At 68.1% G+C, this 11,250-nt stretch carries 15 protein-coding genes and 1 tRNA gene; 4 read left to right on the plus strand and 12 right to left on the minus strand.

Annotated elements, in window-relative coordinates:
- Positions 1 to 73: 73 nt before the first annotated feature.
- Complete coding sequence (locus CQ045_RS13075) at positions 74 to 1,099, plus strand: DUF2804 domain-containing protein (protein WP_105724648.1); 1,026 nt, start codon at positions 74 to 76, stop codon at positions 1,097 to 1,099.
- On the opposite strand, the gene CQ045_RS13080 is transcribed toward CQ045_RS13075, so the two are convergent.
- Complete coding sequence (locus CQ045_RS13080; RefSeq protein ID WP_105724647.1) at positions 1,086 to 2,156, minus strand: NAD(P)-binding domain-containing protein; 1,071 nt, start codon at positions 2,154 to 2,156, stop codon at positions 1,086 to 1,088. The two genes, CQ045_RS13075 and CQ045_RS13080, sit on opposite strands and share 14 nt — an antisense overlap.
- Positions 2,157 to 2,292: 136 nt before the next feature.
- Between CQ045_RS13080 and CQ045_RS13085 the strand changes: the two genes are divergently transcribed.
- The 3 genes from CQ045_RS13085 (at position 2,293) to CQ045_RS13095 (ending at position 3,202) form a co-directional block, all read left to right on the plus strand.
- Positions 2,293 to 2,365 (plus strand) — tRNA-Ala (locus CQ045_RS13085).
- Between the two features lie 78 nt (positions 2,366 to 2,443).
- Positions 2,444 to 2,905 (plus strand): SRPBCC domain-containing protein, encoded by a 462-nt coding sequence (locus tag CQ045_RS13090; RefSeq protein ID WP_105724394.1) that lies wholly within the window; start codon positions 2,444 to 2,446, stop codon positions 2,903 to 2,905.
- 111 nt (positions 2,906 to 3,016) lie between these two features.
- Complete coding sequence (locus tag CQ045_RS13095; RefSeq protein WP_105724396.1) at positions 3,017 to 3,202, plus strand: hypothetical protein; 186 nt, start codon at positions 3,017 to 3,019, stop codon at positions 3,200 to 3,202.
- Positions 3,203 to 3,236: 34 nt separating this feature from the next.
- Here CQ045_RS13095 and CQ045_RS13100 read toward each other — a convergent pair whose 3' ends face one another.
- The 11 genes from CQ045_RS13100 to rplU all read right to left on the minus strand — a co-directional run bounded on the left by CQ045_RS13100 (position 3,237) and on the right by rplU (position 11,082).
- Entirely contained in the window at positions 3,237 to 3,521 is a 285-nt protein-coding gene (locus CQ045_RS13100; RefSeq protein WP_105724397.1) for a hypothetical protein, read from the minus strand.
- Positions 3,522 to 3,665: 144 nt separating this feature from the next.
- Positions 3,666 to 4,355 carry an SDR family oxidoreductase gene (locus tag CQ045_RS13105; RefSeq protein WP_105724399.1) on the minus strand — a complete coding sequence of 230 codons (690 nt, stop codon included), beginning with the start codon at positions 4,353 to 4,355 and terminating at the stop codon, positions 3,666 to 3,668.
- Between the two features lies 1 nt (position 4,356).
- Positions 4,357 to 4,737, minus strand: a complete 381-nt coding sequence (gene rsfS, locus CQ045_RS13110) for a ribosome silencing factor (RefSeq protein WP_091037033.1) — start codon at positions 4,735 to 4,737, stop codon at positions 4,357 to 4,359.
- The gene (locus CQ045_RS13115; RefSeq protein WP_105724401.1) at positions 4,737 to 5,954 is read right to left on the minus strand and encodes a hypothetical protein; all 1,218 of its coding nucleotides are present in this window, start codon (positions 5,952 to 5,954) and stop codon (positions 4,737 to 4,739) included. The genes rsfS and CQ045_RS13115 overlap by 1 nt, the downstream gene beginning before the upstream one ends.
- A complete protein-coding gene (gene nadD, locus CQ045_RS13120; protein ID WP_105724403.1) occupies positions 5,951 to 6,556 on the minus strand; it encodes a nicotinate-nucleotide adenylyltransferase in 606 nt (201 codons plus the stop codon). Before nadD ends, CQ045_RS13115 begins: the two co-directional genes overlap by 4 nt.
- Positions 6,557 to 6,563: 7 nt before the next feature.
- The gene (locus CQ045_RS13125) at positions 6,564 to 6,788 is read right to left on the minus strand and encodes a hypothetical protein (protein ID WP_105724405.1); all 225 of its coding nucleotides are present in this window, start codon (positions 6,786 to 6,788) and stop codon (positions 6,564 to 6,566) included.
- 65 nt (positions 6,789 to 6,853) lie between these two features.
- A complete protein-coding gene (locus tag CQ045_RS13130) occupies positions 6,854 to 8,107 on the minus strand; it encodes a glutamate-5-semialdehyde dehydrogenase (RefSeq protein WP_105724407.1) in 1,254 nt (417 codons plus the stop codon).
- A gap of 9 nt (positions 8,108 to 8,116) precedes the next feature.
- Positions 8,117 to 8,902 carry a glutamate 5-kinase gene (gene proB, locus CQ045_RS13135; protein ID WP_105724409.1) on the minus strand — a complete coding sequence of 262 codons (786 nt, stop codon included), beginning with the start codon at positions 8,900 to 8,902 and terminating at the stop codon, positions 8,117 to 8,119.
- Entirely contained in the window at positions 8,899 to 10,398 is a 1,500-nt protein-coding gene (gene obgE, locus CQ045_RS13140; RefSeq protein WP_105672035.1) for a GTPase ObgE, read from the minus strand. Before obgE ends, proB begins: the two co-directional genes overlap by 4 nt.
- 99 nt (positions 10,399 to 10,497) lie before the next feature.
- A complete protein-coding gene (gene rpmA / locus CQ045_RS13145; RefSeq protein WP_028501603.1) occupies positions 10,498 to 10,755 on the minus strand; it encodes a 50S ribosomal protein L27 in 258 nt (85 codons plus the stop codon).
- Between the two features lie 18 nt (positions 10,756 to 10,773).
- A complete protein-coding gene (gene rplU / locus CQ045_RS13150) occupies positions 10,774 to 11,082 on the minus strand; it encodes a 50S ribosomal protein L21 (RefSeq protein ID WP_028501602.1) in 309 nt (102 codons plus the stop codon).
- Between the last annotated feature and the right edge of the window lie 168 nt (positions 11,083 to 11,250).

The following is an 11,250-nucleotide window of genomic DNA, read 5'->3' on the forward strand; positions in this document are numbered from 1 at the left end:
GAGCGGGAATCCGGTCCCGTACAATCAGGTCAACGATGCCGACCCGAACGGCATCCCTCCGGATGGCAGGACGATGACGTTCACACCCTCGATCGAGCGCGAGCTCACGACGCGTGTCTCCCTCACCCGGCCGGACGGCGGCCTGAATCCCGACGCCGTCGGCTGGTCGCGCGTACCTTTGCACGACACGGCCGGGATTCCCGGTCGCGGCTCCTGGGGGCGCAACAAGCGGTGGGAGTACTGGAACGTGATGTCGCCCTCGTACATCGTCGCCCTCACGGTCTCCTGCGTGGACTACATGTCGCTGCACGAGATCTGGGTGCTCGACCGCGCGACCGGAGAGACCGTCGGCACGACCGCGATCTCCCCCGGCGGTCGCAGCGCGCAGCTTCCGGCGTCGCTCGGCGAGGGTCCGGCACGTGCGCGCACCGGACGGGTCACGATCGACATCGACGAGGCCTTCGACGGAACGCGGCTGCGCGGGAGCACATCCGGGGTGTCGTTCGACATCCTCGCCACCCGTCCGCCGAGCCACGACTCCCTCGCCGTCGTCGTGCCCTGGCGCCGAGGCGGCGAGATCACGCGCTTCCAGTACACGGTGAAGGATGTGGCCCGCCCCGCCACCGGCACCGTCACCCTCGACGGCATCGCCCACGATGTCCCCGTCGGGAGCTGGGCGGTGCTCGATCACGGCCGCGGACGCTGGCCCTACCGTGTGAAGTGGAACTGGGCGGCGGGAAGCGGAATCGTGGACGGCCGGGTGATCGGTCTCCAGCTCGGGTCGAAGTGGACCGACGGCTCCGGATCGACCGAGAACGCCGTGACGGTCGACGGGCACCTCACGAAGATCGGCGAGGAACTCGTCTGGGATTACGAACCAGAGCACTTCATGCGGCCCTGGCATGTGCACGGAGCAGCGGCCGACCTGACCTTCTCCCCGTTCTACGACAAGCGCAGCCGAACCAACGCGCTGCTCATCGCGAGCAGCACCGATCAGTTGTTCGGTGTGTGGACGGGATGGGTGCTCGACGACACCGGCACGCGCGTGCGGGTCGACGGCATCGAGGGATTCGCGGAAGAGGTGCTCAACCGCTGGTGACGCCGACGCCGGCTGTCCGCAGCGCGCGTTGGACGCCCTTCGCCGCAGAGCGTCCGGCGCGATTCGCCCCGATCGTGCTCGCAGACGGACCGTAGCCGACCAGCTGCACCCGGTGATCGGCGACGGCCGTGGTCCCGCGACCGTCGCGGTCGAGCTGGATGCCTCCGGCCGCGCTGCGCAGATGCAGCGGAGCCAGATGAGTGATGGCAGGGCGGAAACCTGTCGCCCAGAGGATGACGTCGACCCGCTCGAAGGCGCCGTCCGCCCAACGCACTCCGTCCGGCTCGATTTGCGAGAACAGCGGTCGACGGTCGGCGTACGCACCCAGCCGCTCCGCCTCCCGCTCCTGCGGACGCAGCATGAGCCCCGTGACGCTGACGACGCTCTCGGGAGGTAGTCCCGCGGCGACCCGCTGCTCGACGAGGGCGACCGCCGCCGCCCCGGCCTCGGGGGTGAAGTCGTCGCTCCGCCAGACCGGAGGGCGGCGTGTGACCCACAGCGTCTCGGTGATCGGCGCCAGGGCACCGAGGAACTGCACGGCGGAAGCCCCGCCGCCGACCACGAGCACCCGCTTGCCGCGGAAGTGCTCCGGCCCCGGATAGTCCACGGTGTGCAGCTGCTCTCCCACGAAGGTCTCCATCCCGGGGAAATGGGGCAGGAACGGATGCGTCCACGTCCCGGTCGCGTTCACGAGCGTCCGCGTCGTCCACACCCCCTCCGGTGCGTGCACGACGAGCACGCCCTCCTCGTCGTGGACCCGGTCGACGTGCACCGGTCGGATGACGGGCAGCGCGTGCTCCTGCTCGTAGGCGGCGAAGTACTCGGGCACGGCCACGTTGGCTCTGGCCCCGTCCCTGGGGGGAGGCGAGTCGGCGGGGAGCTCGGCGACGCCGTGCACGTCCCGCATCGTGAGCGCATCCCATCGATGCTGCCACGCGCCACCCGGCCGCTCGTCGGCATCGAGCACGACATGCGAGATCCCCAGCCGAGACAGGTGGAAAGACGCCGAGAGGCCGGCCTGCCCTGCGCCGATCACGAGACTGTCGAGGATGCTCACGATGATCTGAACGCACCGGTCCGCATCGTTGTTCCTGACCGCGAGGACGCGCCCGGGATCCACGCCCCGATTGGTGCTCGCGCGGATTCGTGTAGTACTCTTTTCAAGTTGCTCCGGCTCGTCTGGAGCAGTGATTGGGCCTGTGGCGCAGCTGGTAGCGCACCTGCATGGCATGCAGGGGGTCAGGGGTTCGAGTCCCCTCAGGTCCACAGAGAAGCCCCCGGATATCCGGGGGCTTTCTTCGTTCGTCCCCGATGCTCCGATCGTCTGCCTCCTAGGCTGGTTCCATGGGCAGAACCGACCGCGCCAGCCTCCTCCTCCACGTCGACGGAGCCGAGGTGTTCTCCGCGCTGACGAGCCAGGACGCGTTGCTCGCCTGGCTGCCGCCCGCAGGGATGCAGGGCCGTTTCGAACGCTTCGACATGCGCGAAGGCGGCTCCTATCGCCTCGTCCTGACCTACGACGATGCGATCGATGCGCCCGGCAAGACATCCGCGGACTCGGATGCCTCGGAGGTGCGCGTCTCGCAGATCGTGCCCGGCGAACTGGTCGTGCAGGAGGTCGACTTCGAGTCCGAGGATCCGGCCTTCCACGGGACCATGCGGATGGAGTGGCGTCTGCGCCCCGTGGCAGAGGGCACCGAGGTCGAGCTCACCGCACGGAACGTCCCCGTCGGCGTGCGCGCACGGGATCACGCGCAGGGACTGACATCGTCGTTGGCCAACCTCTCCGCCTATCTGGAGCCGTGACGATCAGCCCGCGACGGTGCTCGCTAGCGCGGGATGAGGCGGGCGTCAACCCGATCGTGTGCCGGCGGCGCGCATCGTAGCGTGGGCGAACGCCGACGAAAGGATGCGACGATGTCCACCCCGTTCCCCCCTGTGCCTCCGCTGCCTGCCGATGACGATGCGGATGCGGTTCCGACCCGCGACGTCGACGGAGAGCGCGTCCTCGACCCCGACATCGACGACGACGCCGTCGACAGCGCCGAAGCCGACCGCCTCGCCGCGGAGGTGGGCGATCCGGACGACGACACGACGACGTGAACGTCTTCCGGGAAAGCCCCCTCGTACGCGCGGCCTAGGTGGCCAGCAGCGGAGGACGGTGCGGGATGAACATCGGACGCGCGGCTCGACTCGAGTCCCGCATCCTCTCCACGTCCTCGAGTACTTCGAAGGCCGTGCCGTAGCGGGTCGCGAGCGGGAGGTCTCGCAGCCACGTCACCTCCACCTCGGTCTCGGCGAACTCGTAGACGCAGGCCACCACATGACGAGGGTCATCGGACGGGTAACGGAGGTCGTTGATCACCCACTCCGACGACGTGATGCGGTTCAGTATGAAGCGCGGATCCGGAAGCTCTGACATGTAGGGGCCCTCCAGGACTCTCTCTGGAAAGAGCCTGATGCCTGGGCCGACGCCTGGGAAGACCCTTGACACCACGAGGGGCGGATGCAGTCGGGACCTGTCGCGCAGCAGGAAAGGGTCTCGCCGGGATCGAGTCGAGCGAGGTCAGCGCCCGGGCCGCACCGTCAGATCGGCGATCTGCGCATCACGCGGAAGGTCGAGCGCCGTGAGGATGGTCGTGACCACGGACTCGGGAGCGATGAAGAGCTCCGCGTCGTAGTCCTGGCCTTCCTGGTGGTGCACACGCTCCTGCATCGGCGTCGCGGTGCGCCCGGGGTAGATCGACGTCACCCGCACTCCGTGCTGCATCTCCTCGGCCCGCAGGGCATCCGCGAGGGCCTTGAGGCCGTGCTTCGAGGCTGCGTAGGCCGACCAGCCGGCATTGGCGCGAAGTCCTGCACCCGAGTTCACGAACACCACCTGGCCCTGCGACACGCGCAGGACGGGAAGGAGCAGCCGGGTGAGCTCGGCAGGTGCGACGAGGTTCACGGCGAGCTGCTGCTCCCACAGCGTCGCAGGAAGATCTGCGACGTCTCCGAGATCGACGACGCCGGCCACGTGCACCAGCGAATCGATGCGGTCCGGCAGGTGCTGCTTCGACAGGGCCCACGACAGGCGTCCCGGCTGAGCCAGGTCACCGACGAGGACCGATGCTCCGGGGAGCTCCTCCGCGATCTGTCGGGCACGCCCGGCGTCACGCGCCAGCGCCACCACGTCGTCGCCGCGCTCGAGCAGTCGACGGGCGAGAAGCGCGCCGATACCGGAGCCCGCACCGGTGATCAGGTGCGTGGTCATGTCAGCTGGCGTCTGCTGCGGGCTCTGCCACATCGATCGGAACCACGGGGCAGTCCTTCCAGAGGCGCTCGAGGCCGTAATAGACCCGCTCCTCCTGGTGGAAGACGTGCACGATCAGGTCGCCGAAGTCGAGCAGGACCCAGCGAGCTTCGGCGCGGCCTTCACGGCGTACGCGCTTGTGCCCCGACTCGATGAGTCGGTCTTCGATCTCGTCGGCGATCGCGGCGACGTTGCGCTCACTGTTTCCGGTGACGAGCAGGAAGATGTCGACGAGCGGAAGGGGCTCGGAGACATTGAGCGCGACGAGATCCTCACCGCCCTTGTCGATGGCGGCTTGTGCTGCGAGGCGCAGCATCTCTTCGGCAGTTTCAGGAGATTGCATCAAATCAGTTTCGTGGAGAAGGCGATGACGAGGACGACGCCGATCGCGAGGGCGAGTCCGCCGGCGATGATGGCGAGCGTCACCATCAGGCGGTTGCCCTTTTCAGGCGCCGGAGGACGGATCACCTCGCCCGCGGGCTTGATGGTGCTGACCGCCGAGCTCGCGGCGATCGGCGTGGGCGAGGATGCCGGGGGCAGCTCACCGTCGATGAGAACGGCGTCGACATCCTTGCCGTCGGTCGTGCCGAGGGCATGGCCCTGTGAGCCCATCCCCTGCGGCAGTTCGTACGACCCGGTGACGAGGATCTCGCCGGTGGACGCGACGGGGCCCGAGAGCGACCCCTCCCCCGGAGACGGTGTGAAGATCAGCGCGTTCGGCGCGGAGTGCTGGGACCCCGTGGAGTCGCCGACGGTGAGGAGTTCATCGAATGACGGACGGAACGGCGCGCGCACCTCGGGAGCATCCGAGAGGACGCCCTCGCCGAAGGCGGAATTGACCGTGGGCCGTTCCTGAGGTGCGTCGTCAGCGTCGATGTCGCCGTCGTGGACGTCGGCGAGCACATCATCCTCGTGCGCCGCGCCGCTGTCGCTGCCGTCCTCGGCGAGGCCGAAGACCGCGTCGACGTCGTACTCGCTCCGTACCTCGGCTTCGTCGGAGGATTCGATCGGGACGTCGCCGACGGCATCGACGGCAACCGCCGCACGGACCGGCTCCACGACGATCTCGTCGTCATCATCGTCATCGTCGTCGACGTCATCCACACGGGGGGAGGCGAAGTCCGGGATGCCGGAGACGATGTCCGCGGCGGGAGCCGTATCGGTCCCGATCGGCGCCGCGGAAACAGGCTCCGCGTCGCGCGGAGCGTTCGCGGGTGCCTGCTCGGCATCCTCCGCCGAATCGGACTGCTCGTCGGATTCCGACTCATCGGCATCATCTGCGCCGATGACGGGCACCGACGCGGTGCGCACCTTCTCCAGCTCGCGCGCCTGGCGCCGGGTCAACGGTGCGTCACCGGACTCGACAGCGGCCGGCGGCGCGGGAGCCGGTTCGACCACGGCAGGCTCGGCCGCTCTCGGGAGGGGAGGCGCGGGTGGTGCCGCCTCGGCCGCCGCAGCGGCCTCTTCGCTGGAGATCACGGGAGTGGAACCCGTCAACCGGATCTCCCGCAACTGCTTGCGCGTCAGCGGACCCTGCTCCTGCTGATCCGATGTACTCATGCCTTGCTCCGATACAGATGATGCTTCGCGATGTACTGAACGACCCCATCCGGGACCAGGTACCAGACCGGCTGATCGTCGCGAACACGTTCACGGCAGTCCGTCGACGAGATCGACAGCGCCGGCACTTCCAGTTGGCTGACGTTGTCGCTCGGGAGGCCGTCTGTGCTCAGGACATGTCCAGGACGTGAGACCGCGACGAAGTGGGCCAACTCCCACAACTCATCATGGTCCCTCCAACTGAGAATTTGCGCTACGGCATCCGCTCCGGTGATGAAGAAGAGATCCGCGTCGGGCCGATCACGCTTCAGATCACGCAGGGTGTCGATCGTGTAAGTGGGACCCTCGCGGGCGATGTCCACCCGGCTCACCGTGAATTGCGGGTTCGAGGCCGTCGCGATCACGGTCATCAGATAGCGGTGCTCGCTGGGCGATACCCCCGACTTCTGCCAGGGGTGTCCGGTGGGCACGAAGACGACCTCGTCGAGGTCGAAGGAGTTCGCGACCTCGCTGGCTGCGACGAGGTGGCCGTGATGGATGGGGTCGAAAGTGCCGCCCATCACGCCGATGCGCGGGGTGCGCGTGGTCGCAGCGTCGTTCATCGGGGGCCTAGTGGCCGTGTCCCGCCTCGTGGCCGTCCTTGCCGTGCTTCGCAGCCCACGCTTCCGCCTTCGCCGAGTGGCGGTTGGCGACGTTCTTGTACGACAGCGTCACCAGGCCCAGCAGCCCGAACACGATCGCCGCGATGACGCCGAAGATCAGCGTTTCGAGCGCGACGTTGCCGTGGTGCTCGGTTTCGGCAGCGGCCATCGCGATCTGTGCGACGAGGTTCATCCTGGCTCCGTTTCGTGGCGTGCTGTTCGGGATCCTGTGGGGTACAGCGTCCCCCAGTCTAGCCCTCAGCCGCGTATCTGCCCCGAACCACGCGCCAGCCACTTCGTGCTGGTGAGCTCGGCGAGTCCCATCGGACCGCGCGCATGCAGCTTCTGGGTGGAGATGCCGACCTCCGCGCCGAATCCGAACTCTCCGCCATCGGTGAACCGCGTGGAGGTGTTCGCCATCACGACGGCGGAATCGACCTCGGCCAGGAAGCGCTCGACGCTGCGGGCATCGGTGGTGACGATCGACTCCGTATGCCCCGTGCTGTAGCGGCGGATGTGGTCGAGCGCCTCGTCGAGGGTGTCGACGACCTTGATGGCGATGTCGAGGCTGAGATACTCGGTCTCCCAGTCCTCCTCAGTGGCGGGGATCACATTCGACATGAGTCCCGCGACCATGTCGTCACCGTGGATCGCGACGCCCTCGCTCTGCAGCGCACTGGCCACGAGCGGGATGAGGCGTGGAGCTGCCTGACGGTGCACCAGCACGGTCTCCACCGCGTTGCAGACGCTCGGACGCTGCACCTTGGCATTGACCACGATGTCGCGGGCCCAGTTATCGGGGGCGGTCTCGTCGAGGAAGATGTGGACGTTGCCCGCTCCGGTCTCGATCACCGGCACGGTCGACTCGGTGACGACGGTCTCGATGAGGCCGGCGCTCCCCCGGGGCACGAGGACGTCGATGAACCCGCGTCCGTGCATGAGGGCCTTCGCGCCATCACGTCCGAAGTCGTCGACGGTCTGGATCGCTTCGGCCGTGAGACCGGCGCTCTCGACGGCGCCTCGCATGATCTCGACCAGCACGGTGTTCGAGTCGCGGGCCGCGCTCCCCCCGCGGAGCACCACGGCGTTGCCTGATCGCAGCGCGAGTGCCGCGATGTCGACGGTGACGTTGGGGCGAGCCTCATAGATCGCGCCGACAACACCGAAAGGCACCCGAACCTGCTCGAGGGACACTCCGTTGGGCATCCGGTGTCCGCCGATCACGCGACCGACCGGGTCGGGAAGTGCGGCGACCTCGCGCACGGCGGAGGCGAGGGCAGCCACCCGCTTCTCGTCGAGGCGCAGCCGGTCGATGAGGGAGTCGCCGATGCCGTCTTCACGTCCGCGGGCGATGTCGCGACCGTTCGCCTCGATGATGCGAGCGGCATCCCTGACGAGCGCGACCGCGATCGCCTCGAGCACGCGAACCTTGTCGTCGCTGGTGAGAGCCGCGGTGGCGCGGGAGGCGTCTTTCGCGCGCTCCAGGCGCACCTGCGGAGTCTGGTCGGTCATCCGCCCAGTTTAGGAGGTCGCCGGCTCGAACCAGGTTCCGATGTCGGCTCCCGAGAGCGCTTGATCGACGAGGTCGGCACTGGTGACCAGGACGCCGATTCCGGAGGCCGCAGCCAGGCGCGCTGCGGAGACCTTGGTGGCCGCTCCCCCGGTACCGACGCTGTTGACGACGGTCGAACCGAACTCGAGTCCGCTGAGGTCGGCGTCCGGCGCCACGATGTCGATCGGCTCGGCACCGGGATCCGTCGGGGGCTTCGTGTAGAGCGACTCGATGTCGCTGAGCAGGATGAGCGCATCGGCCTCGATCAGCTGTGCGACGAGCGCGCCGAGCCGGTCGTTGTCGCCGAAGCGGATCTCCTGCGTCGCCACCGTGTCGTTCTCGTTGACGATCGGCAGCGTGCGGAGCCCGAGCAGCCGCTCCATCGCGCGACGAGCATTGGAGCGCGACGTGGGGTTCTCGAGGTCACCGGTGGTGAGCAGGACCTGACCCGCGATGATGTCGAACGGGCGAAGCGACTCCTGGTACCGGTACAGGAGGATGTTCTGGCCCACGGCCGCCGCGGCCTGCTGTGTCGCGAGGTCGGTCGGACGGGCATCGAGACGCAGGAAGGGGATGCCGGAGGCGATCGCACCCGACGACACCAGCACGACCTCGGCACCGCGGGCATGCGCCGCAGCGAGGGCCTCGACGATGACGGGGATCCGCCACGACGACTCGCCGCTGATCGAGGAGGATCCGACCTTGACGACGATACGGGCCGCAGTCGCGAGATCCGCGCGGGTGCGTGCTGTCACTCGCCGTCCTCGCGATACGCGGCCAGACGCTGGGTCTCGACCTCGGCGCGGGCCTCGGCCTTGGCGTCCATGCGCTCGTAGTACTGCTCACGGCGCTCTGAGGTCGTCCGACGGGCGTTGGGCGCGAGACGGGGATCGGTGCCGCGGGGCGCGCTCATCAACTCGGCCGCCGAGGTCATCGTGGGCTCCCAGTCGAAGACGATGCTGTCGCCTTCGCCGATGACCACGGTCGAGCCCTGCACCGCTCCGAGGCGGAAGAGCTCGTCCTCGACGCCCAGCTTCTCGAGTCGGTCGGCGAGGTAGCCGACGGCTTCCTCGTTCTGGAAGTCGGTCTGCTGCACCCACCGGACCGGCTTCTCGCCCATGATGCGATAGACGTTGCCGTAGGTACCACCCTCGACCCGGATGGTGAAGCCCTTCTTGGAGCCGCGCGGGCGGATGACCACACGCTCCGGCGGGGTCTCGAGCGCGGCTTCTGCGCGAGCCTTCTCGACGAGCTCGCCCAGCGCGAAGGTGAGCGGCCGCAGGCCCTCGTGGGAGACCGTGGAGATCTCGAACACCCGGAAACCGCGCGCTTCCAGATCGGGGCGGACGAGCTCGGCGAGGTCGCGTGCCTCGGGCACGTCGATCTTGTTCAGGGCGACGAACTGCGGACGCTCGAGCAGCGGGGTCTGGCCCTCGGGGACCTCGTAGGCGCCGAGCTCGGCGAGGATGACATCGAGATCGGAGATCGGGTCACGACCGGGCTCGAGAGTCGCGCAGTCGAGCACGTGCAGGAGGGCCGAGCAGCGTTCGACGTGGCGGAGGAACTCGAGACCGAGGCCGCGTCCCTCGCTCGCACCCTCGATGAGACCGGGCACATCGGCGACCGTGTAGCGGAAGTCGCCGACCTGCACCACACCGAGGTTCGGGTGCAGGGTCGTGAAGGGGTAGTCGGCGATCTTGGGCCGAGCAGCGGAGATCGCGCCGATCAGGCTCGACTTGCCCGCAGACGGGTAGCCGACGAGGGCGATGTCGGCGACGGTCTTCAGCTCGAGGACGACGTCGCCCTCATGCCCCGGCGTACCGAGCAGCGCGAAACCGGGGGCCTTGCGCTTCGGCGTGGCGAGAGCGGCGTTGCCGAGCCCGCCCATCCCGCCCTTGGCGACGACGAACCGCTCACCCGGGATGATCATGTCGATGAGGACTTCGCCGGCGGTGTTCTTCACCACGGTTCCCACCGGAACGGGGAGTTCGAGCGTCTCGCCGAGGAACCCGGAGCGGTGGTCGCCCATGCCGGGGCCGCCGTTGCCGGAGGAGCGATGCGGCGAGTGGTGGTACGAGAGCAGTGTGCCGGTCTGCGGGTCGGCGACGAGCACGACGTCGCCGCCGTCACCGCCGTTGCCGCCGTCGGGGCCGCCGAGCGGCTTGAACTTCTCGCGGTGCACGGAGACGCAGCCGTTGCCGCCCTTACCCGCACGCAGGTGCAGTGTGACGGTGTCGACGAACGTGACCATTTGCTAGTCCTCTGGGTTGCTGTGCATTTTCTGAGGGCAGATACACGGACGGGGCGAGCCGAAGCCCGCCCCGTCCGGATGTCTAGTGTCGCGCTGTGATCACTCAGCTGCGGCGACGATGTTGACGACCTTGCGGCCGCCCTTCGCACCGAACTGCACCGCACCGGCGGCCAGAGCGAACAGCGTGTCGTCGCCGCCACGGCCGACGTTCACGCCGGGGTGGAAGTGCGTGCCGCGCTGGCGGACGATGATCTCGCCGGCGAGGACCTGCTGACCGCCGAAGCGCTTCACGCCGAGGCGCTGAGCGTTGGAGTCACGACCGTTACGGGTTGAGCTTGCGCCCTTTTTATGTGCCATGTCCTAGTCCCCTCGGGCTTACTTGATGCCGGTGATCTTGACGCGCGTGAGCTCCTGACGGTGGCCCTGGCGCTTCTTGTAGCCGGTCTTGTTCTTGTACTTCTGGATGATGATCTTCGGGCCGCGGAGGTTGCCGATGACCTCAGCCGTGACCTTGACCTTCGCCAGCGAATCAGCGTCGGTGGTCACCGTGGCGCCGTCGACGAGCAGCACTGCGGCAAGCTCGATCTTCTCGCCCTGGGCAGCCTTGACACGGTCGAGCTGAACGATCGTGCCGACCTCGACCTTCTCCTGCCGCCCACCGGCGCGCACTACTGCGTAAACCACTTCATACCTGTTTCGTTGGGGAGCTCGCGGCTCCGAGATCTCACGGGAAGACTGTTGCTTGCATGCGCCGCAGGACGGCGGGCGCGAACGCAAGGCTCTCCGCTTCGACCGACGAGGACGACGCGGCATACGCACCAAGGGACTACTTTACCGGATGCGGGTCGGTGT

It is taken from the genome of Microbacterium sp. MYb66, from assembly GCF_002979435.1.
GTDB lineage: Bacteria > Actinomycetota > Actinomycetes > Actinomycetales > Microbacteriaceae > Microbacterium.

Bases quoted from the DNA above. Each gene is read 5' to 3' on its own strand.
- CQ045_RS13075 (WP_105724648.1), top strand. From the start codon at position 74: ATGACGTTCACACCCTCGATCGAGCGCGAGCTCACGACGCGTGTCTCC.
- CQ045_RS13090 (WP_105724394.1), top strand. From the start codon at position 2,444: ATGGGCAGAACCGACCGCGCCAGCCTCCTCCTCCACGTCGACGGAGCC.
- CQ045_RS13095 (WP_105724396.1), top strand. From the start codon at position 3,017: ATGTCCACCCCGTTCCCCCCTGTGCCTCCGCTGCCTGCCGATGACGAT.
- CQ045_RS13100 (WP_105724397.1), bottom strand. From the start codon at position 3,521: ATGTCAGAGCTTCCGGATCCGCGCTTCATACTGAACCGCATCACGTCG.
- CQ045_RS13105 (WP_105724399.1), bottom strand. From the start codon at position 4,355: ATGACCACGCACCTGATCACCGGTGCGGGCTCCGGTATCGGCGCGCTT.
- rsfS (WP_091037033.1), bottom strand. From the start codon at position 4,737: ATGCAATCTCCTGAAACTGCCGAAGAGATGCTGCGCCTCGCAGCACAA.
- CQ045_RS13115 (WP_105724401.1), bottom strand. From the start codon at position 5,954: ATGAGTACATCGGATCAGCAGGAGCAGGGTCCGCTGACGCGCAAGCAG.
- nadD (WP_105724403.1), bottom strand. From the start codon at position 6,556: ATGAACGACGCTGCGACCACGCGCACCCCGCGCATCGGCGTGATGGGC.
- CQ045_RS13125 (WP_105724405.1), bottom strand. From the start codon at position 6,788: ATGAACCTCGTCGCACAGATCGCGATGGCCGCTGCCGAAACCGAGCAC.
- CQ045_RS13130 (WP_105724407.1), bottom strand. From the start codon at position 8,107: ATGACCGACCAGACTCCGCAGGTGCGCCTGGAGCGCGCGAAAGACGCC.
- obgE (WP_105672035.1), bottom strand. From the start codon at position 10,398: ATGGTCACGTTCGTCGACACCGTCACACTGCACCTGCGTGCGGGTAAG.
- rpmA (WP_028501603.1), bottom strand. From the start codon at position 10,755: ATGGCACATAAAAAGGGCGCAAGCTCAACCCGTAACGGTCGTGACTCC.